Raw genomic sequence first — 24,626 nt, 5'->3', positions numbered from 1 at the left:
ATGGGCCACGACCACCGTTCCTCCGGGCCCTCGCCGTTCCTCGACGGTGATCCCGAACGCGAGCAGCAGCGCCCGGCGGCGCAGCGTCGTACCTTCCTCAAGGTCGCCGGTGCGGGCGGCGCGAGCCTGCTCTTCTCCGCCGCTGCGGGCGCCCCCGCGCAGGCCGCGCCGAAGAGCTGGAACCGGGCCTACGTGCTCGTCGTGGACGGCTGCCGCCCCGACGAGATCGACTCCGGCTTCATGCCGAACCTCCGCGCGCTGCGCGACGGCGGGTTCAACTTCCCGCGCGGGCGGTCGATGCCGATCCTCGAGACCATCCCGAACCACGTGATGATGATGACCGGCGTGCGCCCCGACCGCAGCGGCGTGCCGGCCAACTCGATCTTCGACCGCACGATCGGTGAGGAGCGGACCCTCGACCGGCCCGGCGACCTCGTCGCCCCCACGCTGCTGTGGTGGGCCCGCAAGCACGGCCTCACCGCCGGGACGGTGCTGAGCAAGGAGTACCTCTACGGCATCTTCGGGCGCCAGGCGACCTTCCGCTGGGAGCCGCGGCCCATCGTGCCCATCAGCGGGCACGCGCCCGACGCCTTCACGATGGACGCGGCGCTGTCGATCGTCGAGCAGTTCGACCCCCACCTGGTCTTCGTCAACCTCGGCGACGTCGACCGCGTCGGGCACACCGACCTCACCGGCGGGCTCTCGCTCGAGGTGCTGCGCCGCACCGCGCTCGTCGCGACCGACCAGCAGGTGAAGCGCTTCGTCGACATGCTCAAGGCCACCGGCCGCTGGGAGAAGTCGATGCTCGTCGTGCTCGCCGACCACTCGATGGACTGGTCGCTGCCCCACAAGGTCATCTCGCTGACGCGGCCCCTCGAGGCCGACCCGCTCCTGCGCGGCAAGGTCGCCATCGCGCAGAACGGCGGCGCGGACCTCCTCTACTGGACCGGCCCGGCGTCGGGCCGCGAGGCCGGCGTACGCCGGATGCTGCAGGTCGCCGCGGCCCAGCCCGGCGTGCTCTCGGCCCACGACCGGGTACGGACGCCGTCGCTGCGCCTCGGGCCGAACGCGGGCGACGTCATCGTCTACTGCCAGGCGGGGTGGCGCTTCTCGGACCCGAGTGTCGTCAGCAACCCGATCCCCGGCAACCACGGGCACCCGGCGACCGGGCCCATCCCGTTCTTCCTCAGCGGCGGGCACCCGGCGATCCGGCGCGGCTCGTCGTCGGAGCCGGCCTACACCGTCGACGTCACCCCGACGGTCGCGAAGTTCCTCGGCCTGCCGGCGATGACCGGGCGCACCGCCTGGGACGGGAAGTCGCTGCTGCGCTGGTGAGGTCGCCCGGGCGGCCCGGGCGGCTCAGGCGGCTCGTGCGGCTCGTGCGGCTCAGGCGGTGACCGAGGCGAGGCGCGCGAGCGCCTTCGCCACCACCGCCGGGTCGCTCGTGCGCCACATCGAGGGCAGGCTCGCCTCGAGGAAGCGGCCGTAGCGCGCGGTCGACAACCGCGGGTCGAGGACCGCGACGACGCCGCGGTCCTCCGTGGTGCGGATGAGACGACCCGCGCCCTGGGCGAGCAGCAGCGCGGCGTGGGTGGCCGCGACCTGCATGAAGCCGTTGCCGCCCGCGGCATCGGCGGCCTTCTGGCGCGCCGACATCAGCGGGTCGTCGGGGCGCGGGAACGGGATGCGGTCGATGATGACCAGCTGGCAGGTGTCCCCCGGCACGTCGAGGCCCTGCCACAGCCCGAGGGTGCCGAACAGGTTCGTGTGCGGGTCGTCGACGAACTGGCGCGTCAGCTCCGACAGCTGCGCGTCGCCCTGCGCCAGGGTCGTGAGGTGGGGCAGCCGCTCGCGCACCGCCTCGGCCGCCGCCTCGGCGGCCCGCCGCGAGGAGAACAGCCCGAGGGTGCGGCCCTCCGCGGCGTCGACGAGCCGCACGATCTCGTCGAGCTGCGCCGGGCCGAGCCCGTCGCGGCCGGGGGTGGGCAGGTGGCGCGCGACGTACAGGATCCCCTGCTTGCCGTAGTCGAACGGCGAGCCGACGTCGAGACCCCGCCACGGCAGCACGGTGGGGCCCTGCCCGCTCTCCCCGGGAGTACGGCGCCGCTGCGGCTCGGCGCCCTCGGCGACGCGCTCGGAGGGCTTGAGGCCCATCGTCGAGGCCACCGCGTCGAAGTCGCCGCCCAGCATCAGTGTCGCGCTCGTCAGCACGACCGTCGACTCCGACAGCAGGCGGTCACGCATCTGGCCCCACACCTGCAGGGGCGCCACGCAGAGCCGGTCGGGCACGCGGTCGCGGCCCGGCGCGTACGGCTTCGAGAGCCACACGACGTCGTGGTCGCTGTTGGCCACCAACCGCTCGGCGGTCGTGAAGACCTCCTGCACCCCGGCCTTGGCCTGGGCCTTGCCCGCGTCGCCCTCCCCGTCCTTGTCCTTGCCGCGTTCCTTCGCGAACGCGGAGACGCACTCGCGGGCGGCGTCGCGCACCAGCACGAGGGCGTCGGAGAGCTCCTCGCCGAGCGTGTCGAGGCGTCCGCCCTCGGTCTCGCCCATCGCGGCCCGCAGGGCCTCGGCGGCGTCGGCGAGGTCGTCGGCGGGGTTGCCGAGGGAGTCCGACTCCTCGACGTGGCGCCGGGCCCGGCGTGCCGCGCGGTCGACCTCGCCGGCGGTCAGCTCGTCGGTGGCCGCCTGGGTCACGCGCGCGACCAGCTCGTGGGCCTCGTCGACGACCACCGCGTCGTACTCCGGGATCATCGGGATGCCTTCGATGGCGTCGATCGCGAGGAGGGAGTGGTTGGTGACGACGAGCTGGGAGGTGGCCGCCTTCTCCTTCGCCCGCTCGGCGAAGCACTCCTCGCCGTACGGACAGCGGGCCGCGCCCAGGCACTCGCGCGCGCTCACGCTCACCTGGCGCCACAGCCGGTCGTTGTGGCGCGGCGCGTGGTCCTTGTCGCCGGGGCCGCCCGACTCGGCCTGCTCCTCCGCCCACGCGCGCAGCGCCAGCACCTCGGCGCCCATGGAGCCCTCGGGCACGTCGACGAGCACGCCCTGGTCGTCGGGCACGCCCTCGCGGATGCGGTGCAGGCACGCGTAGTTCGACCGGCCCTTGAGCACCGCGTACGACGTGTCGACCCCCGCCTCTCCCTTCACCGCGCCGACGAGGCGCGGCAGGTCGCGCTCGACGAGCTGGTGCTGCAGCGCCAGCGTCGCGGTGGCGATGACGACCCGCTCGCCGTGGAGCATCGACGGCACGAGGTAGGCCAGCGACTTGCCGGTGCCCGTGCCGGCCTGGACGAGCAGGTGCTGCTCGTCGCGCAGCGCGGCGGCGACGGCCTCGGCCATCCGCACCTGGCCCTCGCGCTCCGCACCGCCCAGCCCGGAGACCGCCGTCGCCAGCACCTCCCGCACGCGGTCGGGGGTCGGGGTCTCCTCGGGCACTGGAGAACCCTAGCCGCGCGGCGGCTCCCGTCGTACGGCGCCTCCACAGCCCCCGCGACGGTTGCGGGGACGGCTGGGAACGCCGACGGGCCCGCCGCGTGGTGCGGCGGGCCCGTCGGTGGGTCGTGCTGGTGACGCGGGTCAGACCACCGCGCCGGAGTCGGTCGGGTCGCGCACGACCTTCTCCTTCTTCTCCCGGCCGAACGGCGAGAAGGGGTTGAGGTAGGTCAGCAGCGGCGTCGCCAGCGTGATCGTCGACAGCGTGCCGACCACGAGACCGATGAGCAGCGCGAGCGCGAAGTCCTGCAGCGAGTCGCCACCGAGGATGGTGAGCGCGGCGAGGATGAACATGGCGCCGAGACCGGTGTTGACCGTGCGGGGCAGGGTCTCCACGACGGCGTCGTTGGCGACGTCGATGAACTCGTCGTCGTCCTTCGACCCCCACCACTTCTCGCGGACGCGGTCGAAGACCACGACGGTGTCGTTGACGGACAGACCGATGATCGTCAGGGCCGCGGCGAGGAAGACACCGTCGATGGGCTTGCCGAGCCAGGCGAACACACCGACCACGATCACCACGTCGTGCGCCATGGCGAGCACCGCGGAGGCGCCGAACGTCCACTTGAACCGGAACGCCAGGTAGATCATCTGGGCGGCGAGCGCCAGGACGAACGCGATGATCGCGTTGCGCAGCAGCTCCCCACCGAGGGCGGCACCGAGGTTGTCGTCCGTGACGACGTCGGTGACCCCGACCTCCGCGTCGAGGGCGTCGCGGATCTGCTGCTCCTCCTCGTCGGAGATCCGGCCCGTGCGCACGGAGATGTCGCCGGCGTCGGCGCTCTGCACGGTCGCCTCCGGGAAGCCGGCGTCGGCGATGACGTCGCGGGCCCGGTCCGGCTCGATCGGGGACTCGGTGGCGTAGACGACGTTGCGGCCGCCGGTGAACTCCAGGCCCAGGTTGAGCCCCTGGGTGGCGATGCCGGCGACGGCCAGGACGACCGCGGCACCGGAGATGCCGAGGAACACGTTGCGGCGCTGCACCAGCTTCGGGCGCTTGCGCTCCAACCACGTGCGCACGCGGCCCACGTTGGCGAGACCGGTGATCTTCGGCTTGCGGTTGACCCAGCGCGGCTGCACACCGGCGGTGGTGAACACCCGGGCGACGACGAGCGCCGAGATCATCGACGCCACGGTGCCGATGATGAGGGTGACACCGAAGCCCTGGACAGGGCCGGAGGCGAGGAAGAACAGCAGGACCGCCGCGAGCAGCGTCGTGACGTTGGAGTCGAGGATGGCGGAGAACGCCTTGTTGAACCCGACCTGCAGGGCCCGGCGCAGGCCGGAGGCCCGGTTGGCGGCGTACTCCTCCCGCGCTCGTTCGAACACGAGGACGTTCGCGTCGATCGCGAGACCGATGGCGAGCACGAAGCCGGCGAGGCCGGGCAGCGTCAGGGTCGCCCCGACGATGACGAGCATCGCGTAGGAGATGAGGGCGTACGTCGCGAGCGCGACCGTGGCGAGGAAGCCGACGAAGCGGTAGACGAAGACGATGAACAGGCCGGTCAGCAGCAGGCCGATGACGCCGGCCTCGGCGGACGCCTCGATCGCCGAGTCACCGAGCGTGGGGCCGATGGTGCGGACGTCGGGCGCGATGTCGGCGCCGTCGTCCTCCGAGGCGATGCGCAGCGGCAGCGAGCCGCCCTCGATGAGGACGGCGAGGTCGCTGGCCTGCGACTGGTTGAAGTTGCCGGTGATCTGCGTGGAGCCCGTGATGGAAGCACCGCAGGCCACGGTCACCTGCGGGGACGAGATGACCTCGTCGTCGAGCAGGATCGCGATGCGGCCGGCGTCGCCGGTGGCGCACGCGGCGGTCTTGCTGAGCTCGCCGAACGCGTCGGAGCCCGAGCCGGAGAAGTCGACGGTGACGGCCCAGCCGGTGGAGTTCTGCGGCTGCTCGGCGGCGGCACCGGTGATCTGGTCACCCTTGAGCGCCACCGGGCCCATGACGATGGGGGCGCCGGACTGGTCGTCCGCGGCCTGGCACTGCGCGTCGTCCTCGGCCTCGGAGCACTCCACGATCGTGCCCAGCACCGTCGGGTCGATGGTCGACTGGTCGACCACGGGACGCACCTCGAGTTGCGCCGTGCGGCCCACCACATCGAGGGCGTCGTCCGGGTCCTGCACGCCCGGCAGCTCGACGATGATGCGGTCGGAGCCCGACCGCACGATGGTCGACTCACTGACGCCGATGCCGTCCACGCGCTGGCGCAGCACCTCGACCACCTGGTCGACCTGCTCGGCGGTGGGCTCCTCGCCCTCCTCCTCCGACAGCACCGTCAGCGTGATCTGGCTGCCGCCCTCGAGGTCGATGCCGAGGCGGGGCTGGATGCTCCACGCCGCGGCCGCGCAGGCGGCCAGCAGGGCGACGACGAACAGCAGCCGGACGAGGATTCCGCGAGACATGCACTACCTGCTCTGTCGTGGGCGAGAAGAACGCAAACGCGGGAAAGGGTACAGACACCGGACGTCCGCGAGGCATCGACGCTCCTCGACCACGACCACGACGACGACCACGCGCCCCGGGCCGGGCCCGGGGCGCGTCGGATCGTGCACGGCCGCCGTCGGGCGGCCCGAGGTCGTCAGGTCGTCGGGGTCAGCCGGGGTCAGTCGGGCTCAGCCGGGGTCAGCCCACCGCGTACGGCGCCAGGTCGCCCGCGAGGGCCGCGTTCGCCCGGCCGCTCACCCGGGTGCCCTCGCCCGTGTGCTCGAGGTGGTCGATCTCGCCCTGCTGGTGGATGCGGTTGACGAGGTCGCCGCGGGAGTAGGGCACGAGCACGTCGAACGGCTCCGCCGGGTGCGGCAGCTCGCCCTCGATGACCCGCAGGGCCTCCTCGATGCCCTCGCCCGTGCGGGCGCTGACGACGACCACGTGCGGCTCGCGCTGCTGCAGCCGCGCGATGACGAGCGGGTCGGCGGCGTCCGCCTTGTTGACGACCACCAGCTCGGGCACCTTGTCGGCGCCGATCTCGGCGAACACCTCGCGGACCGCGGCGATCTGGCCCTCGGGGTCGGGGTGGGAACCGTCGACGACGTGGAGCACGAGGTCGGAGTCGGCCACCTCCTCCAGGGTGGAGCGGAAGGCCTCGACGAGCTGGTGGGGCAGGTGGCGCACGAAACCGACCGTGTCGGACATCGTGTAGACCCGCCCGTCGGAGGTCGTGGTGCGTCGCGTGGTGGGGTCGAGCGTCGCGAAGAGCGCGTCCTCGACGAGCACCCCGGCGCCCGTCAGCCGGTTGAGCAGCGACGACTTGCCGGCGTTCGTGTAGCCCGCGATCGCGACGCTCGGCACCTGGTTGCGGTGGCGCTCGGAGCGCATCGTCTCCCGCGTGCCCTTCATCTGCGCCAGCTGGCGACGCAGCTTCGCGATGCGGGTGTTGATGCGGCGGCGGTCGGTCTCGATCTTGGTCTCACCGGGGCCGCGACCACCGATGCCCGCGCCGCCGGCGACCCGGCCACCGGCCTGGCGCGACAGGTTGCCGCCCCAGCCGCGCAGGCGCTGCTTCATGTAGCTCAGCTGGGCCAGCTCGACCTGCGCCTGGCCCTCCCGGCTCTTCGCGTGCTGGGCGAAGATGTCGAGGATCAGCGCGGTGCGGTCGACGACCTTGACCTTGAGCCGGTCCTCCAGGTTGCGCAGCTGGCTGGGCGCCAGCTCACCGTCGCAGATCACGGTGTCGGCGCCCGTGGCCTGCACGATCTCCCGCAGCCCGTCGACCTTGCCGCGTCCGACGTACGTCGCGGGGTCGGGCGACTGGCGCCGCTGGTACATCGCGTCGAGCACCTCGGAGCCGGCGGTCTCGGCCAGCAGCGCGAGCTCGGCCATCGAGTTCTCGGCGTCGGTCACCGTGCCGCCCGTCCACACCCCGACGAGCACGACGCGCTCGAGGCGCAGCTGCCGGTACTCGACCTCGGTGATGTCCTCGAGCTCGGTGCGCAGGCCGGCGACGCGGCGGAGCTGGTGGCGCTCCACCAGGTCCAGGTCGCCGGTCGTGAGGTCCTCGGGGTCGGGGCCGTCGGCGTCGACGACGTCGGGGTCGTCGGGCTCGTCGGCGTACCCCGAGACGAAGTCGTCGTCGTCCCAGTCGTCAGTGGCCGCCAGCTCGGCGGCGAGGGAGAAGTCAGGTGCGTTGCTCATACGTCCTCCAGAGTAGGCCGCGGTGCCGCACCTGGCGATCCGTTATCCCCCGGACGGCTCGGGCTCCAGGTCGACGGCATACAGCTCGGTACCCAGCGCGTCGCGCAACGAGACCCGCAGGAGGCCGTCGGCGGCGATCTCGCCGTACCCGATGAAGGTCTGATCCGGCGTCGGCGCCCGTCGGCTCGGCGCCGACGAGCCGGTCGCGAAGACCTGCTGGGCGCCGAAGGTGGTGTCGGGCTCCTTGACGCCGAACGAGCTGCACGCGATCGGGCCGGCGACGAACTCCCAGAAGGGGTCGAAGTCGGTGAAGGCCGCGCGGTCCGGGCGGAAGCGGTGGGCGGCGGCGAAGTGGACGTCGGCGGTGATCCAGACGACGTTGCGCACGCCGGCGGCGCGGAAGGCCGACAGGATGCGTGCCAGCTCGTGCTCGCGACCGCGCGGGGCGGCGCCGTCGGCGTTGCCGTAGCCGTCGAAGTCGACCGGCTTGCGGGGCCCCAGTGCGAGGGGCTGGTCGGCGGAGATGACCTTCCACGTCGCCCGCGAGGCCGTGACCTCCCGGATGAGCCAGTCGGTCTGCTCCTCCCCGAGCAGGGCGGCGGGGCGCTCGCCGTCGGCCTCGTCGTTGGTGGAGCGGTACGAGCGCTGGTCCAGGCAGAAGAGGTCCAGGTGGGCGCCTCGCGCGACCTTGCGGTAGATCCCCCGGTCGGCGAACCCCGTCGCCCCGCGGCCGAGCAGGTGGGCCTCGCCGATCGGCATGTACTCCTGCCAGGCCTGGCGGCCCCACCGCGCGAGCACGTCGACGCGCCGCTCGTCGGTGTAGGGGTGCGTGGTGGTCTCGTCGGTGAGCACCTCGCCGGGGTACCAGTTGTTCGTCGTCTCGTGGTCGTCCCACTGCGAGACCACCGGCACCGACGCGTGCAGGCGGCGCACGTGCTCGTCGAGGAGCACGTAGCGGTAGCGCCCGCGGTACTCCTCCAGGGTCTGCGCGGGGCGCGCCACCTGGTCGGTCACGACGTTGCGCCAGACCGTGCCGTCGGGCTCGACGACGGTGTCGGTGATGGGCTCGTCGGCGTAGATGTTGTCGCCGCAGTGCACGAAGACGTCGGGCCGCAGGTCGGCCACCGCGCCGTACCCCACGAGCCCGCCCGCGTCGGGGTTGATGCCGTAACCCTGCCCGCAGGTGTCCCCCGACCACGCGAACGTGGTGCGGGCCGGGGTGGTCGACGGCGTCGCGAAGGTGACGCGGCGGGTCTCGCCCGCCACCCCGGCGGCGTCGGTGAACCAGAGGTCGGCGGCGTACTCCCGGCCCGGCTCGAGCCCGTCGAGCGACATCCGCGCCGTCAGGTCGGTAGCGGCGGTCGCGACCTGCCCCACGCGGGTGCCGATCACCCGGCTGCCGCTCGACAGGCGCACCGTCAGCTGCCCCGGGCCCTCCCCGCGGGCCCACAGCACCCCCGAGGTCGGCGTGACGTCACCGGTCTGCGCGTGGGTGATGCCGTCGCGGGTGCGCACCAGGTTGGCCGTCGTGTGCGGCACCGGCCGGTCGGTGGCGCGCGCCGCCACCGCGGGGTCGCGCAACGCGTCGAAGGGTGGGCCCAGCATCACCCCACCCGCCACGCCGCCGCCGAGGGCCAGCAGCCCCCGCCGTCGCACGACCGCCTGCCCGAGACCTCGCGAAGTCGGCACGCACCGCACTCGACCGAGCGCGGGTGAACCGCGGGCCGACCCGCGGTGGCGTCGCGTCGGGGGCTGGGCGAAGGCTGGGCGGACGCCCGACGGCCCTACAGTGCGGAGACGCCCTCGGCGACGATCTCGGCGGGGCCGGTGAGGACCACAGTGCCCTGCGGCGTCCACGTCAGGTCGAGCTCGCCGCCCGGCACGTCGACGCGGTAGACCACCGGTTCGCCCGGCGGGGTGCCGTCGGCCGGGACGGCGCCGTCGGCCAGCGCGCTGGCGACCATGACGGCCGCCGCGCCGGTGCCGCACGACTGGGTCTCGCCGGAACCGCGCTCGTGCACCCGCATCGCGACGTGCCGCTCGCCGCGGCGCACCACGAACTCGACGTTGACCCCGTCGGGGTAGAGCGCACGGTCGTACGCCGGCCCGGCCAGCAGGCTGCCGGCCTCCGCGAGGTCGTCGACGAACGCGACGGCGTGGGGGTTGCCCATGTCGACGCCCGTCGTCGGCCAGGTCACCTCGGTGTCGGCGACGGTGACCTGGGAGGCGGGCAGCAGCGTCGGCGTACCGACCTCGGCGCTGACGCGGCCGTCGTCGTCCACGCGCACCGAGAGCACGCCGGCGCGGGTCGCGACCGCGACGGGTGCGGAGGGGTCGACGCCCTCATGGTCGACGAGCCAGCGGACAAAGACCCGGATGCCGTTGCCGCACATCTCCGCGACCGAGCCGTCGGCGTTGCGGTAGTCCATGAACCACTCGGCGGCGTCGCGCGCCGCGACCGCGTCGGGGTCGTCGGTCGCGGCCGTGCGCACGACGCGGAGGATGCCGTCGCCGCCGATGCCCGCGCGCCGGTCGGTGAGCGCCTGCACCCGCGCAGGGTCGAGGTCCGCGTGCCGCGTGCCGTCCGCGTCGGGGAGGATCACGAAGTCGTTGCGCGTGCCGTGGCCCTTGGCGAAGGGGTACGTCGGGTGCTCGCTCACGGCGTCGATCCTCCCACCCCGGACCACCGCGGCCCAGCCGCTGCATGTTCGTGGTGGGGGCGCCAGGCATTCCGCGGCGCTGCTCCCACGAACGGGGGCGGCGGCGGTTCGTGGTGGGAGCGCCAGGCCTTCCGCGGCGCTGCTCCCACGAACGGGGTACGGCGCCGCTCAGCCGGCGGCGAGCCCGGCACCGAGCCCGGCGGCCAGCCCCGCCGCGATGCGCTCGACACGGGCGAGCACGGAGGCGCCCGGCTCGTCGGGGTGCTCGGCCCACCAGCGCAGGACGGTGTCGAGCATCCCGATCCAGATGCGGGTGGTGAGCGCGCGGTCGGCGGGGTCGCTGTCGCCGGCGAGCTCGAGCATCTCCCCCACGCCCTCGACGGCGAGCCGGTGGAGCCGGTCGGTGTGGCGGGCGGCGGCCCGGGCGGCCTCGGTGCCGTCGGGCACCGTGGGGTCGAACAGCACGCGCCACAGGTGCGGACGGCCGTCGAGCACGGCCGTCAGGCCCGCCACGGTGAGCAGCCCGCGCTCGAGGCCGACGGCGCCGAGCCCGGCGCTGCGCTCGACCTCGTCGGCGACAATGGAGCCCGCGGCGTCGACGCACGCGACGTACAGCCCCTCCTTCGACCCGAAGTAGCTGTAGACGAGCGGCTTCGAGATGCCGGCGGCGCGGGCGACGGTCACGACGGAGGCCGCGCCGTACCCGACCCGGGCGAACTCCTCCTGCGCCGCGGCGAGGATCTGCTCCTCGCGGTCGCGGCGCGGGACGCCCTTCGTGCCGGTGCGTGCTGCCATGCGCCGGACTCTAGCCAGGTCATATGACCTAGGGGTAACTTACCTCGAGGTCACATCCCCTGGAGGTCCCGTGGACGAGCTGCTCGACCCGATGAAGAACCCGGTCACCTACGCCGCGCCGTTCTTCGTGCTGACGATCCTGGTCGAGCTCGCCGCGCTGCGTTGGCTCGACCACGACGACAACCTCACCGGCTACGCGCTGAAGGACGCCCGCACCTCGATCTCGATGGGGATCGTCTCGCTCGTCTTCCTCACCGCGTTCAAGCTCGTCTCGTTCGTCGGTTTCGTGGCGGTCTCGACGTACCTGGCGCCGTGGCACCTGCCGACCGACACGTGGTGGTACTGGGTGCTCGTCGTGCTCGGCGTCGACCTGGGCTACTACGCCCACCACCGCTTCAGCCACCGGGTGCGGATCGCGTGGGCCGGGCACCAGGCCCACCACTCCAGCGACTTCATGAACTTCGGCACCGCGCTGCGCCAGAAGTGGAACCCGTGGTTCGAGTTCTTCTTCTGGCTGCCGCTGCCGCTGCTCGGGTTCGCGCCGTGGACGCTCTACGTGGCCTTCGGCCTCAACCTGATCTACCAGTTCTTCACCCACACCGAGATCGTCGACCGCCTTCCGCGGCCCGTCGAGTGGGTGATGAACACGCCCTCGCACCACCGCGTGCACCACGGCAGCGACCCGGAGTACCTCGACAAGAACTACGGCGGCATCCTCATCGTCTGGGACCGCCTCTTCGGCACCTTCGCCCCCGAGCGGCACCGGCCGCGGTACGGGCTGACGACCCCGGTGACGACGTTCAACCTGCTCGAGCTGCAGTACGGGCACTACCGCGAGATCTGGCAGGACGCGCGCGCGGCGACGCGGTGGCGCGACAAGGTCGGGTACGTCGTGGGGCCGCCCGGATGGGCACCGACTGATCCGGCCACGCCGAGCGCCCCGGCTGCGCCGGGCCCGGCGCCCGCCGTACCGGAGCTGCCCTAGCCGGTCCAGCCGCCCCGCACCACGTCGTGGGTGGTGACGACGAAGTCGGCGTTGCGCTCGACGCCACGCAGCGCGAGCTCGAGGTGGCGCGGCAGGAGCGGCGCCCCGGCCCCCAGCACCACCGGGGCGTAGGCCACGACGACCTCGTCGAGCAGGCCCACGTCGGCGAGCCGGGCGGCGAGCTCGCCGCCGCCGACCACCCACACGTCGCGGTCCCCGGCCACGGCCGCCGCCTCCGCGTGGAGCGCGCGCACCGCGGCATCGTCGTCGGCCGCGACGAAGCGGATGTCGGCGCCGGCCCAGCCCGCCGGGCGCGCGGCCTCGAGCTCGGCGGCGCGGTGGGTGAGCACCCAGGTGGGCACGTCGTACGCCCACGGGTCGTCGCCGGCGTGCCGCGCGACCCAGGTGTACGTCGAGGCGCCCATGAGCGTCGCGCCCACCCGCGCCATGAAGGTCGTGTGGTTGCCCGGGCCCTCGGGGTCGAGGTCGCGGTGGAGCAGCCACTCCAGGGAGTGCTCGGGGGTGGCGATGAAGCCGTCGAGGCTGCTGGCGGTGTTGTAGACGGTGGTGGTCACGGGTGCTCCTGTCGGGTCGGCTGGCGGCTCGGCTGTCGGATGGGCTGGCGGACCCACTCGACGGGGTCGCCGAGGTCGGGGGCGGGCGGGGCGTCGTCGAGCGCGCCGAGCTCGCGCAGCAGGCGGCGCACGAGGAGGCGGCGGTGCGCGCCGTACTGCAGGACGTGGGCGCCCACCCCGCTCAGCACGAACGACTCGGGCGGCTCGCACAGCGCGTCGACGAGGCGGTCGTCCCAGGCGTCGCGGGCCACGACGTCGGCGACGGCGGCGACCCAGCGGGGCCCGGCCACGGCGTGGCGGGCGCGGAGGTCGTCGAGGTCGTCGGTGCCGGCGCCCGGGTGGTCGGCGCCCTCGATGCTCGCGACCCACACCTCCTGCGAGAACACGAGGGCCTGCAGCAGGGCGGCGACGCTCTCCTCGGGCGGGCCCCAGGCGTGGACGCGGTGGCCGGGCAGCAGCGGGCGTCGGTACGCCGCCGCGTCGAGCCCGCGCGCCGCCTCCAGCATGAGGGTGGTGTCGGCGACGCCGTGGTGCAGCTGCACGGCGAGCACCGGGTCGAGCCGCGCCCGCCCGGCGGACGGCTCGCGCACCCACAGGTTCGTCGGTGGGTGGAAGTGGATGCCGTTGGGGGCGGCGAGCCAGGTCGCGGTGCCGCTCGTCGTCGCGCTCGGCGGGTGCCCGTAGGCCCGCGCGAACGCCCGCCCGAACCCGTCGGTCGAGTCGTAGCCCGCCTCCAGCGCCACCTCCGTCACCGTCGCGCCGCCCGCCAGGCGCCATGCGGCCCGCTCGAGCAGCACCCGGCGGCGCAGCGCCACCGGCGGCTCCCCCGCCTCGCGGGCCACGAGCCGGCTGAAGTGGTACGGCGACGCGTGCGCCCCACGCGCCATGTCGCCCAGGCGCGGGTGGGCGTCGTCGAGCACGGCGTCGAGGAGCTCGCGCAGACGGTCGCGGCCGCGCGGCGGCGCGGGCTGGTCGCCGGGCTGGCTGCCGGGCTGGCTGCCGGGCTGGCTGCCGGGCTGGCTGCCGGGCTGGCTGCCGGGCTGGTCGGGGTCGGTCACGGGGTCCAGTCTGGGGCGGCCGGGGGCGTGCGCGCCCGACCGATCTTGCCGTCCTGCCCCCCGTCCTGCCCCCCGGCCTGCCCCCGTCCTGCCGCCGCCCGTTCGTGGTAGCAGCGCCACACATTCCGCGGCGCTGCCACCACGAACGGGGACGCCGGCGGTCCGTGGTGGGAGCGCCACACATTCCGCGGCGCTGCCACCACGAACGGGGTACGGCGCGCCTCAGCCCAGCGCGGCGACGGCGGCGAGGGCCCGGTCGACGCGGTCGGGCGCGTCGTACGGAACCCACGTGATGCGCGGGTCCTTCGTGAACCACGACTCCTGGCGCCGCGCGAACCGCCGCGTGGCCACCACGGTGCGCTCGCGGGCATCGGCAAGGGACAGCCGGCCGGCCAGGTGCTCGGCGACCTCGCGGTAGCCGATGGCGCGCGACGCCGTCAGCCCGTCGAGCAACCCCTCGCCCAGCAGCCGCTCGACCTCGGCGACGAAACCGGCGGCGAACATGGCGTCGACGCGCCGGGCGATGCGCTCGTCGAGGGCGGGCCGGTCGATGGCGACGCCGACCTGGACGGTGCGCGGGTCCACGTGCTCGAGCACCGGCAGCGACGCGCTGAACGGGCGCCCGGTCAGCTCGACCACCTCGAGCGCCCGCACGACACGCCGCCCGTTCTCGGGCAGGATCCCGGCCGCCGCGGCGGGGTCGACCTCCGCGAGCCGGGCGTGCAGCGCGGCCGACCCGACGCGGGCGAGCTCGGCGTCGTACCGCTCCCGGACGGCCGGGTCCGTGCCGGGGAACTCGAAGCGGTCGAGCACCGCCCGCGTGTAGAGCGCGGAGCCGCCGACCAGCACCGGCACCCGTCCCCGCGCGCGGACCTCCGCGATCACGCCGCGCGCCCGGCCCTGGAAGTCGGCGACGCTGGCGGGCTCGGTCACGTCGAGGAGGTCGAGCAGGTGGTGCGGGACGCCGCGGCGCTCGCTGGCGGGGAGCTTCGCCGTACCCACGTCCATCCCGCGGTAGAGCTGCATCGCGTCGGTGTTGACGACCTCCCCGCCGAGGCGTTGGGCCAGGTCGAGCGAGAGGTCGGTCTTCCCGGCCGCCGTGGCCCCGACCACCGCCACGATCGGCGGGACGGGCGGCTGGTTCACGCTGGCTATCCTTCCAGGACCGCACGAGACGACGTGCCCGACCGGCCGCCGCCACGATCCGGCGGCGTCGGGTGCCCCACCAGGAGGACCTCACATGGCGTTCAGCGACAAGCTCAAGGGCGCGCTCGGCCAGGCCCGCACGAAGGCCGGCGACGTGGTCGCCGAGCACGGCGACAAGATCACGGGCGGCATCGACAAGGCCGCGGCCGTGGCGGACGCGAAGACCAAGGGCAAGTACTCCGACAAGATCGCGAAGGGCACGTCGAAGGCCAAGCAGGGCCTCGACAAGATCGACCGGCGCAACGACGGCGGCACCGCTCGATGACGCCCGCCGAGCCGGACCCCGCGCCGCGCTCGGACCAGCGCCCGACCACCGACGACCCCGTCGGGATCGGGCGCTTCGTCGTGGTGCCCGCCGCCTACGTGCTGCTCCTGCGACCCGGCCGCGGTGACGTCCCCGAGGTGCTGCTGCAGCTGCGCTCGGGCACGGGCTTCATGGACGACCACTGGGCGTCGGGCGCGGCCGGGCACGTGGAGAAGGGCGAGACCGCGTACGACGCCGCCCGCCGCGAGGCGGTCGAGGAGCTCGGCGTCTCCGTCGCCGACCTGCGGATGCTGGCCACCATGCAGCGCCGGGCGCCCGGCCCCGAGCCCGTGGCGCCCATCGACGAGCGCGTGGACTTCTTCCTCACGGCGACGTCGTGGACCGGCCAGCCGCGGATCATGGAGGGCGCGAAGTGCGCCGACCTGCGGTGGTTCGGTCTCGACGCACTCCCCGAACCGGTCGTCCCGCACGAGCTCGTGGCGCTCACCGAGCTGCGCCGCGTCGTGGGGCCGCTGGGTACGGTGGAGGGCGAGCCGACGCCGTACCTGACCTACGGTTTCGCGACGCCCCAGCCCGAGGAGGAACAGCCGTGAGCGACCCCGGTCCGCAGCCCGAGCCCACCATCGAGCCCGCCGAGCCCAACCCCGGGGGGGCCGACGCGATCGACGAGTCGGACCGCTACGGCGACGCCGGCCAGGCGATCACGCCGGACCTGCCGTCCGGCAGCAACCCCGCCGTCGACGAGGACGCCCTGCCCGACGGCGTGACCGAGGGCGAGGACAAGCAGCAGGAGGGCGACGAGGACGTCGACCGCGACGCCGAGCCCGCCGACTGACGGACCCGAGCGGCGCGGGATCCCTCAGGTCGGCGGCGAGCCCGCCGACAGGAGGACCAGGTCCCGCGAACCCCTCTCCTGCGCGCGGGGTCCCGAGAGGTCTCCGTCGTGCTCCCCATCACCGTCGCCGCTGCTCCCCGCATGAGCCGCCGCTCCCTCCTGGGCGCCCTGGGCGCCACCACGCTCGCGGGGGCAGCAGCCCCCGCCTTCCTCGCGTCCCCCGCCGCTGCGGCCGGCGCCGGGCGGGGCTACGGCCTGTTCCTGCCGTCGTACCCCGGCAGCATCGACTCCGTGCGGGTCGCCGGCGAGGCCGTGGGACGGGCGCCCGAGCTGGTCATGTGGTACGCCGCGTGGTCGACCGGCGGCGCGTTCCCCCTGGCCCAGGTGCAGGAGGTCAGCGCCGCGGGCGCCGTCCCGGAGATCACCTGGGAGCCGTGGGACCCCGCGCTGGGCACCGCCCAGACGCGCTTCTCCATGGCGTCGATCGCCAGCGGCCGCCACGACGTCTACGTCAAGGCCTGGGCCCGGGCGGCGGCCGCGTGGGGCGGCGCCGTGCGCCTGCGGTTCGCCCACGAGTCGAACGGCCCCTGGTACCCCTGGTCCGTCGGGGTCGCCGGCACCACCAGCCGTGGCTACGTCGCCGCCTGGCGCCGCGTCGTCACCATCTTCCGCAACGCGGGCGCCCGCAACGTCCGCTTCGTCTGGTGCCCCAACGTGCCGTTCGCGGGGACTCCGGCGCTCGCCTCGATCTACCCCGGCGACGCGTACGTCGACGCCGTCGGCCTCGACGGCTACAACTGGGGCACGAGCCAGGACTGGTCGACCTGGGGCAGCTTCACCGACGTGTTCGGCGCCGGCGTCGCCGAGCTGCGCACGCTGACGACCAAGCCGCTCGTCATCGGCGAGGTCGGCTGCGCCGAGGACGGCGGCGACAAGGCCGCCTGGATCACCGACATGTTCGCCGTGCTCGCCGCCCACCCGGAGATCTCGGGCTTCACGTGGTTCAACGTCGCCAAGGAGGCCGACTGGCGCGTCGAGTCGACGCAGGCCTCGCTCGACGCCTTCCGCGCCGGCGTCGCCGGCGCCTGACGGCCGCCGACGGCCTCAGCGCACCGAGCAGGCGTTCTCGACGACGGGCAGGGGCGCGGGGACGCCGATGCTCGGCATGCCGAGCGACACGCCCGCGGGGGCGGGGGGCTCCGCCGTACGACGCTCCCAGGCGTCGCCGGCGCGCGTGCGGCGCAGCGCGAGCACGGGGCCGTCGGCGACGAGGTGGTGGGGCGCGCCGTACGTGATCGCGACCTCGACCATGTCGCCCGGGCGCGGAGCCTCGCCGCCCACGAGCGAGAAGTCCGACGCGAAGTGCACCAGCCGGTTGTCGGGAGCGCGGCCCGACAGGCGCGCGGTGGCGGCGTCCTTGCGGCCCTCGCCCTCGGCGACCATGAGCTCGAGCCGGCGGCCCTCGAGCTTCCGGTTCTCCTCCCACGCGATCTCGTTGACGAGCGCGACGAGGCGCTCGTAGCGCTCCTGCACGACGGCCTTCGGCACCTGGTCGGTCATGGTGGCGGCGGGGGTGCCGGGGCGGGTGGAGTACTGGAACGTGAACGCGCTCGAGAACCGCGACTCCCGCACCGCGTGCAGCGTCTGCTCGAAGTCCGCCTCGGTCTCGCCCGGGAAGCCCACGATGATGTCGGTGGTGATCGCCGCGTCGGGGATGGCGGCCCGCACCCGCTCGATGATGCCGAGGAACTTCCGCTGGCGGTAGGAGCGGCGCATCGCCTTCAGCACCGTGTCCGAGCCCGACTGCAGCGGCATGTGCAGCGACGGCATGACGTTCGGCGTCTCGGCCATCGCCTCGATGACGTCGTCGGTGAACTCCGCCGGGTGCGGCGAGGTGAAGCGCACGCGCTCCAGGCCCTCGATCTCGCCGCAGGCTCGCAGCAGCTTGCTGAAGGCCTGACGGTCGCCGAACTCCACGCCGTACGCGTTCACGTTCTGCCCCAGCAGCGTCACCTCGGTGACGCCCTCCGCCACCAGCGCCTCGATCTCGGCGAGCACGTCGCCGGGGCGGCGGTCCTTCTCCTTGCCGCGCAGGCTCGGGACGATGCAGAAGGTGCACGTGTTGTTGCAGCCGACGCTGACCGAGACCCACGCGGCGTACGCCGACTCGCGGCGGGTCGGCAGCGTGGACGGGAAGACCTCGAGGCTCTCGAGGATCTCGACCTGCGCCTCCTCGGCGATGCGGGCCCGCTCCAGCAGCACCGGCAGCGAGCCGATGTTGTGCGTCCCGAACACCACGTCGACCCAGGGGGCCTTGCGGGTGATCTCGCCCTTGTCCTTCTGCGCGAGGCAGCCGCCGACGGCGATCTGCATGCCCGGGCGCCGCGCCTTCACCGGCGCCAGGTGACCGAGGTTGCCGTACAGCTTGTTGTCCGCGTTCTCCCGCACCGCGCAGGTGTTGAGCACGACGACGTCGGCGTCCGCGCCGGCCGGCGCCGCGACGTACCCCGCCTGCTCCAGCAGGCCGGTGAGCCGCTCGGAGTCGTGGACGTTCATCTGGCACCCGAAGGTGCGGACGTCGTAGGTGCGGGGCGTGGCGGTCTCAGGCATGACCGCACCAGGGTACGGCGACCCGCGGCCGCCACACGAACGCGCGCGTCCTCATCACGAATAGGTCCCGATCATCGCGAACGGGCCCCTCCGGCTGGCTCGCACGGACCAGTTGGGTCTAGGTTCCCCGACCATGACGACGCTGGAGAAGGAGCCGACCCCTGCGGCGCCGCAGGGCGAGCCGCTGGTCGTGCTGTCGGGGGTGCAGAAGTGGTTCGGCGACCTCCACGTGCTGAAGGACATCGACCTCACCGTCCACCGCGGTGAGGTCGTCGTGGTGATCGGCCCCTCGGGCTCCGGCAAGTCGACGCTGTGCCGCACCATCAACCGCCTCGAGACGATCGGTGAGGGCTCGATCACGCTCGACGGCCAGCCGCTGCCCGAGGAGGGCAAGGCGCTCGCCGGGCTGCGCGCCGAGGTCGGCATGGTGTTCCAGAGCTTCAACCTGTTCGCCCACAAGACGATCCTCGAGAACGTCACCCTCGGGCCGATCAAGGTGCGCGGCGTCAAGAAGGCCGAGGCCGAGGCCCGCGCACAGGAGCTGCTCGACCGCGTCGGGGTCGGTGCCCAGGCGGGCAAGTACCCCGCCCAGCTCTCCGGCGGCCAGCAGCAGCGCGTCGCGATCGCGCGGGCCCTGGCGATGGAGCCGAAGGTGATGCTGTTCGACGAGCCCACCTCGGCGCTGGACCCCGAGATGATCAAGGAGGTCCTCGACGTCATGGTCGAGCTCGCCCGCGGCGGCATGACCATGGTCGTGGTGACCCACGAGATGGGCTTCGCCCGCACGGCGGCCGACCGGGTCGTCTTCATGGCCGACGGCCAGATCGTCGAGTCCGGCACCCCGCAGGAGTTCTTCACCAACCCCCAGAGCGAGCGCGCGCAGGACTTCCTGGGCAAGATCCTCAAGCACTGAGACCCGCCGGGCCCGGCCCCCGGTGACGGGGTGCCCGGGTCGACCGGCACGTACGACGGGACGCGCGCCCCGGCGCGACGCCCCCGCGCAGCCCCACCACCCCATCACCCGATGACGGGCCCCTCGGCGGCCCTGGAAGTAGGAGAGATGCGACTCAGAAGGACGATGGCCACGATGACCGGCCTGGTGCTCGCCGCCTCGCTGGCCGCGTGCGGCGACGCCGGCAGCGACGAGGAGGAGTCGGTCGACGTCGACGTCAACTCCGACGCGGCCGAGAGCTTCGAGGAGGGCACGCGCATGCGCGAGCTCGCCGACCAGGGCACGATCAAGATCGGCGTGAAGTTCGACCAGCCCGGCATCGGCTACAAGGGCGCCACCGACGAGGTCCCGACCGGCTTCGACCCGCAGGTCGGCACGATCCTGGCCGCCTCGCTGGGCATCGCGGCCGACGACATCGAGTGGGTCGAGACCATCTCGGCCAACCGCGAGTCGTTCCTCGAGAGCGGCGAGGTCGACCTCGTCATCGCGTCGTACTCGATCACCGACGCCCGCCGCGAGGTCGTGGGCCAGGCGGGTCCGTACTACGTGACCGGCCAGCAGCTGCTCGTCCCCGCCGACAGCGACATCGCCGGCGTCGAGGACGTGCAGGGCCAGGAGGTCTGCTCGGTGACGGGCTCGACGTCGCTCGACAACGCGCAGGCCGAGGGTGCGGTGCCGCGCGGCTTCGACACCTACTCCGAGTGCGTCGACCAGGTCCGTGACGGCACGGTCGCCGCGATGACGACCGACGGCGCGATCCTCCTCGGCTACGCCGCCGAGGACCCCGACAACCTCAAGGTCGTCGGCGACCCGTTCTCGGAGGAGCGCTACGGCATCGGCTACTCGATCGACGCCCCCGAGATGTGCGGCTGGATCAACGAGACCCTCGAGGAGTCGTTCGACGACGGCACCTGGGAGGAGGCGTTCAACAACACGCTGGGCGTCTCCCTCGACGAGGCCCCCGAGCCCCCCGCGCTCGACCCCTGCGCGTGAGGTGAGGTGGCGGGTTCCCCGGTGAACCGGGGAACCCGCCACTTACAGCACGAAACTTTCACCCTGAAGTGGTGGGTTCCCCGGTGCACCGGGGAACCCGCCCCCCCCCTGAACCGGAAGGAGGAGCCGCCGCGTGGAGGCAGTCCTCTCTGACTACGACCTCTACCTGAAGGGCTTCGCCCTGACGGTCGGGCTGGTGCTCGTGTCCGGGGTCGCGTCGCTGGTGTTCGGCGCCCTGCTGGCCGCCGCGCGCGTCGGCCCCATCTGGGTGCTGTCCAAGGCCGCGAGCCTCTACGTGACGATCTTCCGCAACACCCCGTTGCTGATGGTCTTCATCTTCGTGGCGATCGCGATGCCGCGGATCGGCATCACCTTCAAGTTCGTCGAGGAGATCGCGGTCGGCGACTGGAGCATCTCGGCGTTCTTCTTCCGGGCCTGCGTCGCCCTGACGCTCTACACCTCGGCGTTCGTCTGCGAGGCGTTCCGCTCGGGCATCAACGCGGTCCCGCTCGGCCAGGCCGAGGCCGCCCGCGCGCTGGGCCTGACGTTCACCCAGAACATGACGAACGTCGTGATGCCGCAGGCGCTGCGTGCCGTCGTACCCCCGCTGACCAGCGTCATCATCGCCCTCACGAAGAACACCTCGGTCGCGGCCGCGTTCGGCATCGCCGAGGCGACCTCGGCGATGCGCACGCTCGGCAACCGCTACGGCGACCAGGTGGTGGAGATCTTCTTCTTCATCGCGATCGGTTACATCGTGGTCGTCGAGCTGCTCGCCCTCGGCTCGTACGCGCTCGAGCGGCGCTGGAAGGTGGCGTCGCGATGAGCGCCGGAGTCCTCTTCGACGCCCCGGGCCCCAAGGCCCGGGTGCGCCACCGCATCTACACGGTGCTGTCCGTGCTCGCGCTCGCCGGCGTGGTGGCCCTCGTGGTGCTGCGCCTGGCCGACAAGGGCCAGCTCGAGTACGCGCTGTGGGAGCCGTTCGTCACCCCGGACTACCTCCAGGTCATCCTCGACGCGCTGACGCAGACGCTGAAGATGGCGTTCGGCGCGATCGTGCTGGCCATCGTGTTCGGCGTGCTGTTCGGCATCGGCAAGCTGTCGGACCACGCCTGGGTGCGCTGGCCGTCGTGGGCGGTCGTGGAGTTCTTCCGCGCGGTGCCCGTGCTGCTGCTCATGACGGGGCTCTGGCTCGCGTTCTCGATCGGCGACGGTCCGCTCAGCCCGTTCTGGTGCGTCGTCATCGCCCTGACGCTCTACAACGGCTCCGTGCTCGCCGAGGTGCTGCGCGCCGGCATCAACGCGGTGCCCGCCGGGCAGGTCGAGGCGGCGTACGCCCTCGGTCTGCGCAAGTCGCAGGTCATCTGGCTGGTGCAGCTGCCGCAGGCCGTGAAGATCATGCTCCCCGCCCTGGTCAGCCAGTGCGTGGTGGCGCTCAAGGACACGAGCCTCGGCTACTACATCACCGCGCCGGGCCTCACCGCGGTCATGCGGCCGATCTACCTGGAGTTCCAGAACCAGGTGCCGACCGCCATCGTCATCGCGAGCATCTACATCGTCGTCAACATCCTGCTCACGCTGCTGGCGACCTGGCTGCAGCACAAGCTCGTCGGCGAGCGCAAGCAGCTCGACGTGCCGATGGTGGGCGCGGGCACGACGAGCACCACCTGACCGCACGCACGCGTACGACGAGGGGCCCCGCACCCGGGCAGGTGCGGGGCCCCTCGTCGTACGGGCGGGCTCAGCGCTTCTTCGGTGTCACCCACAGGCGGATGACGCCCTCGATGACGACCGTGCCGTCCTCGCGCACGCCCCGCACCCGCACCGGGAGATCCGGGTCGTCGCCGGTCCACTGCTCGGGGTCGGTCTCGGCGATGCAGCGGACGTCGCTGTCCGCCTTGGCGGTGTAGGCGACGTCCATGCCCTTGGGGATCCACCGCTTGTCGGCGGGGATCGTCGCCTCGGCGAGCGCACCCATCGCGGCCTCGAGGCCGTTGCACAGGGCGATGGCGTGCACGGTGCCGATGTGGTTGTGCACGCCGCGGCGCTTGGGGATGCGCAGCTCGGCGTAGTTGGGCCGCAGCTCGGTGAACCGCGGGCGGATCGTCGCGAAGTAGGGCGCCTGCTGGCTGAACGCCAGCGAGAAGACCCGCTTGCCCAGCAGCGGGCCGACGACGGGGAGCGAGGTGGTCTGCTTCCACAGCTGGAGCACGTTGGCCATGCGCCCCACCTTACTCATCGGTAACCGTACACGTCACTCCCCCGCCGCGCCCGTGCCGCCGGGTCGGGTCGCCACGACGAACACCCGCCGGAACGGCAGCACCACGGCCGGCTCGCCGCCGACCTCGGTGGTCGGGTACGCCGCCCGCAGCGCCGCGCGGAACTCGTCGGCGAAGCGCTCGCGCAGGTCGTCCGGGAGCGCCTCGAGGGTGGGCCGGGCGCCGGTCGAGCGCACCCACGCGAAGACCGGGTCCGGGCCGCGCAGGACGTGGAGGTAGGTCGTCTCCCAGGCGTCCACCTCGGCGCCCGTCGCCGCGAGCACCTGCAGGTAGGTCGCGGCGTCGTGCGCCGCGGGCACGTCGATGTCACGGGTGTGCTCCCGGTACGGCGCGCGCCCGGCCAGCTCGGCGCGCAGCACGTGGCTGGGCTCGGCGAAGTTGCCGGGCACCCCGAAGGCGAGCGTGCCGCCGGGCGCCACGCGCGCCAGGAGGTCGGGCAGCAGGTCGAGGTGGCCCGGCACCCACTGCAGCGTCGCGTTGGAGACGAGGACGTCGACGGGACGCTCGGGTCGCCAGGTGCGGACGTCGCCGACGGCGAAGGACGGCCCGCAGGGCTGCCCGGCGGGCGGCCCGGCGGGGTGCTCCGCCCGGGCGCGGTCGATCATCTCGGGCGAGGAGTCGATGCCGACGACCTCGGCCCCGGGCCAGCGGCGGGCGAGCAGGGCGGTCAGGTTGCCGGGGCCGCAGCCGAGGTCGACGACGCGGCGGGGCGCCTCGGCCCGCACCCGCGCCAGCAGCTCGACGAAGGGGCGGCCCCGTTCGTCGGCGTACTGCAGGTAGCTCGTGGGGTCCCAGGGCACGGTGGTCTCCTCGCGTCGGCGGCAGCTCCACCGTCCGCCCGAAACCTCTTGATGTCAAGATTCTCGACGGGCGGTACCATCGCTGTCATGCGGGACGAGGTCGACGAGCTGGTCGAGGCGTGGGCGCGCGAGCGCCCCGACCTCGACCTCGCGCCCGTCGAGGTGTTCAGCCGCATCAGCCGCCTGGCCCGGCACCTCGACCTGGCGCGTCGCAAGGCGTTCGCCGCGCACGCCATCGAGACGTGGGAGTTCGACGTGCTCGCCGCGCTGCGGCGGGCGGGCGCGCCGTACGAGCTCTCCCCCGGACGGCTGCTGCGCGAGACGCTCGTGACGAGCGGGACCATGACGAACCGCGTCGACCGTCTCGTCGCCCGTGGCCTCGTCGACCGCCTCCCCGACCCCCACGACCGCCGCGGCGTGCTCGTGCGCCTCACGCGCGAGGGCGGCGCCGCAGTGGACGGCGCGTTCGAGGCGCTGCTGGAGGCCGAGGCGTCCCTCGTCGCCTCCGTCCCCGCCGGTGAGCGCGAGCGCCTCGGCGCGCTGCTGCGCGAGCTGATGCGCCCGTTCTCCTGACGCCGGCGCGGTACGGCGGACGGTCGAGGTGGCCGGGCCGAGGTAGGGCGGACGGTCGAGGTGGCCGCGCCAGCGCCCCGACCGGTGGTTGAGGTGGCCGCGCCAGCGGCCCTCGAAACCACCACCCGCAACCAGACGTGGTTTCGAGGGGTTGCCAGAGCAACCCACCTCAACCACCGGCGGCCGGTGGTCGAGGTGGCCGCGCCAGCGGCCCTCGAAACACCACCCGCAACCAGACCTGGTTTCGAGGGGTTGCCAGAACAACCCACCTCAACCACCGGCGGCCGGGCAACCCACCTCAACCACCGGCGGCCGGGCAACCCACCTCAACCACCGGGAGCCGAGCAACCCACCTCAAACGCCGGAGGCCCAACGATCCACCTCGACCACCGGGAGCCGACCTCCCGCCC

General features: G+C 73.4%; 23 protein-coding genes. 11 read left to right on the top strand and 12 right to left on the bottom strand.

What is annotated here, in order from left to right:
- On the top strand, window positions 1-1,335 hold the full coding sequence (locus KK617_RS02930; RefSeq protein WP_277497982.1) for an alkaline phosphatase family protein: 1,335 nt from the start codon (window positions 1-3) through the stop codon (window positions 1,333-1,335).
- Window positions 1,336-1,386: 51 nt separating this feature from the next.
- Here the strand turns inward: KK617_RS02930 and KK617_RS02925 are convergent, their stop codons facing one another.
- From KK617_RS02925 to KK617_RS02900, 6 genes are all read right to left on the bottom strand, one after another.
- The gene (locus KK617_RS02925) at window positions 1,387-3,342 is read right to left on the bottom strand and encodes an ATP-dependent DNA helicase (protein ID WP_277498024.1); all 1,956 of its coding nucleotides are present in this window, start codon (window positions 3,340-3,342) and stop codon (window positions 1,387-1,389) included.
- A 237-nt stretch (window positions 3,343-3,579) separates the two neighbouring features.
- The gene (gene secD / locus KK617_RS02920) at window positions 3,580-5,901 is read right to left on the bottom strand and encodes a protein translocase subunit SecD (RefSeq protein WP_277497980.1); all 2,322 of its coding nucleotides are present in this window, start codon (window positions 5,899-5,901) and stop codon (window positions 3,580-3,582) included.
- Window positions 5,902-6,121: 220 nt separating this feature from the next.
- Window positions 6,122-7,630, bottom strand: coding sequence for a GTPase HflX (gene hflX / locus KK617_RS02915; protein ID WP_277497978.1), 1,509 nt, complete (start codon window positions 7,628-7,630; stop codon window positions 6,122-6,124).
- A gap of 42 nt (window positions 7,631-7,672) precedes the next feature.
- Complete coding sequence (locus KK617_RS02910) at window positions 7,673-9,319, bottom strand: alkaline phosphatase D family protein (protein WP_277497977.1); 1,647 nt, start codon at window positions 9,317-9,319, stop codon at window positions 7,673-7,675.
- A 95-nt stretch (window positions 9,320-9,414) separates the two neighbouring features.
- Window positions 9,415-10,290 (bottom strand): diaminopimelate epimerase, encoded by an 876-nt coding sequence (gene dapF, locus KK617_RS02905; RefSeq protein ID WP_277497976.1) that lies wholly within the window; start codon window positions 10,288-10,290, stop codon window positions 9,415-9,417.
- A 168-nt stretch (window positions 10,291-10,458) separates the two neighbouring features.
- On the bottom strand, window positions 10,459-11,085 hold the full coding sequence (locus KK617_RS02900) for a TetR/AcrR family transcriptional regulator (RefSeq protein WP_277497975.1): 627 nt from the start codon (window positions 11,083-11,085) through the stop codon (window positions 10,459-10,461).
- 70 nt (window positions 11,086-11,155) lie between these two features.
- Here KK617_RS02900 and KK617_RS02895 point away from each other — a divergent pair, with 70 nt between their 5' ends.
- Window positions 11,156-12,070, top strand: coding sequence for a sterol desaturase family protein (locus tag KK617_RS02895; RefSeq protein ID WP_277497973.1), 915 nt, complete (start codon window positions 11,156-11,158; stop codon window positions 12,068-12,070).
- Here KK617_RS02895 and KK617_RS02890 read toward each other — a convergent pair.
- The 3 genes from KK617_RS02890 to miaA form a co-directional block, all read right to left on the bottom strand.
- Window positions 12,067-12,645 (bottom strand): dihydrofolate reductase family protein, encoded by a 579-nt coding sequence (locus tag KK617_RS02890; RefSeq protein WP_277497971.1) that lies wholly within the window; start codon window positions 12,643-12,645, stop codon window positions 12,067-12,069. The two genes, KK617_RS02895 and KK617_RS02890, sit on opposite strands and share 4 nt — an antisense overlap.
- On the bottom strand, window positions 12,642-13,703 hold the full coding sequence (locus KK617_RS02885) for a helix-turn-helix domain-containing protein (RefSeq protein ID WP_277497969.1): 1,062 nt from the start codon (window positions 13,701-13,703) through the stop codon (window positions 12,642-12,644). The genes KK617_RS02890 and KK617_RS02885 overlap by 4 nt, the downstream gene beginning before the upstream one ends.
- A 222-nt stretch (window positions 13,704-13,925) precedes the next feature.
- Window positions 13,926-14,849, bottom strand: coding sequence for a tRNA (adenosine(37)-N6)-dimethylallyltransferase MiaA (gene miaA, locus KK617_RS02880; RefSeq protein WP_277497967.1), 924 nt, complete (start codon window positions 14,847-14,849; stop codon window positions 13,926-13,928).
- 94 nt (window positions 14,850-14,943) lie between these two features.
- Here miaA and KK617_RS02875 point away from each other — a divergent pair, with 94 nt between their 5' ends.
- From KK617_RS02875 to KK617_RS02860, 4 genes are all read left to right on the top strand, one after another.
- Complete coding sequence (locus KK617_RS02875; RefSeq protein WP_277497965.1) at window positions 14,944-15,174, top strand: antitoxin; 231 nt, start codon at window positions 14,944-14,946, stop codon at window positions 15,172-15,174.
- Window positions 15,171-15,767 carry an NUDIX domain-containing protein gene (locus KK617_RS02870; protein ID WP_277497963.1) on the top strand — a complete coding sequence of 199 codons (597 nt, stop codon included), beginning with the start codon at window positions 15,171-15,173 and terminating at the stop codon, window positions 15,765-15,767. Before KK617_RS02875 ends, KK617_RS02870 begins: the two co-directional genes overlap by 4 nt.
- On the top strand, window positions 15,764-16,009 hold the full coding sequence (locus KK617_RS02865) for a hypothetical protein (protein WP_277497962.1): 246 nt from the start codon (window positions 15,764-15,766) through the stop codon (window positions 16,007-16,009). Before KK617_RS02870 ends, KK617_RS02865 begins: the two co-directional genes overlap by 4 nt.
- Window positions 16,010-16,117: 108 nt before the next feature.
- On the top strand, window positions 16,118-17,098 hold the full coding sequence (locus tag KK617_RS02860) for a glycosyl hydrolase (protein ID WP_277497960.1): 981 nt from the start codon (window positions 16,118-16,120) through the stop codon (window positions 17,096-17,098).
- A gap of 15 nt (window positions 17,099-17,113) precedes the next feature.
- Here the strand turns inward: KK617_RS02860 and miaB are convergent, their stop codons facing one another.
- On the bottom strand, window positions 17,114-18,619 hold the full coding sequence (gene miaB, locus KK617_RS02855; RefSeq protein WP_277497958.1) for a tRNA (N6-isopentenyl adenosine(37)-C2)-methylthiotransferase MiaB: 1,506 nt from the start codon (window positions 18,617-18,619) through the stop codon (window positions 17,114-17,116).
- 184 nt (window positions 18,620-18,803) lie between these two features.
- Here miaB and KK617_RS02850 point away from each other — a divergent pair, with 184 nt between their 5' ends.
- From KK617_RS02850 to KK617_RS02835, 4 genes are all read left to right on the top strand, one after another.
- Entirely contained in the window at window positions 18,804-19,532 is a 729-nt protein-coding gene (locus tag KK617_RS02850) for an amino acid ABC transporter ATP-binding protein (protein ID WP_277498023.1), read from the top strand.
- Between the two features lie 174 nt (window positions 19,533-19,706).
- A complete protein-coding gene (locus tag KK617_RS02845; RefSeq protein WP_277497956.1) occupies window positions 19,707-20,564 on the top strand; it encodes a glutamate ABC transporter substrate-binding protein in 858 nt (285 codons plus the stop codon).
- Between the two features lie 133 nt (window positions 20,565-20,697).
- A complete protein-coding gene (locus KK617_RS02840) occupies window positions 20,698-21,390 on the top strand; it encodes an amino acid ABC transporter permease (protein WP_277497955.1) in 693 nt (230 codons plus the stop codon).
- Complete coding sequence (locus KK617_RS02835) at window positions 21,387-22,235, top strand: amino acid ABC transporter permease (RefSeq protein WP_277497954.1); 849 nt, start codon at window positions 21,387-21,389, stop codon at window positions 22,233-22,235. Before KK617_RS02840 ends, KK617_RS02835 begins: the two co-directional genes overlap by 4 nt.
- A gap of 70 nt (window positions 22,236-22,305) precedes the next feature.
- Here KK617_RS02835 and KK617_RS02830 read toward each other — a convergent pair whose 3' ends face one another.
- Window positions 22,306-22,785 (bottom strand): hotdog fold domain-containing protein, encoded by a 480-nt coding sequence (locus KK617_RS02830; protein WP_277497953.1) that lies wholly within the window; start codon window positions 22,783-22,785, stop codon window positions 22,306-22,308.
- A 33-nt stretch (window positions 22,786-22,818) separates the two neighbouring features.
- On the bottom strand, window positions 22,819-23,643 hold the full coding sequence (locus tag KK617_RS02825) for a methyltransferase domain-containing protein (RefSeq protein ID WP_277497951.1): 825 nt from the start codon (window positions 23,641-23,643) through the stop codon (window positions 22,819-22,821).
- Window positions 23,644-23,730: 87 nt separating this feature from the next.
- On the opposite strand from KK617_RS02825, the gene KK617_RS02820 reads away from it, so the two are divergent.
- A complete protein-coding gene (locus tag KK617_RS02820; RefSeq protein WP_277497950.1) occupies window positions 23,731-24,216 on the top strand; it encodes a MarR family transcriptional regulator in 486 nt (161 codons plus the stop codon).
- The last annotated feature ends 410 nt before the right edge of the window (window positions 24,217-24,626 follow it).

This window comes from Nocardioides sp. ChNu-99 (genome assembly GCF_029493445.1).
GTDB lineage: Bacteria > Actinomycetota > Actinomycetes > Propionibacteriales > Nocardioidaceae > Nocardioides.
The sequence above is the reverse complement of the archived record's forward strand: the minus strand, read 5'-3'. Positions and strand labels throughout refer to the sequence as shown.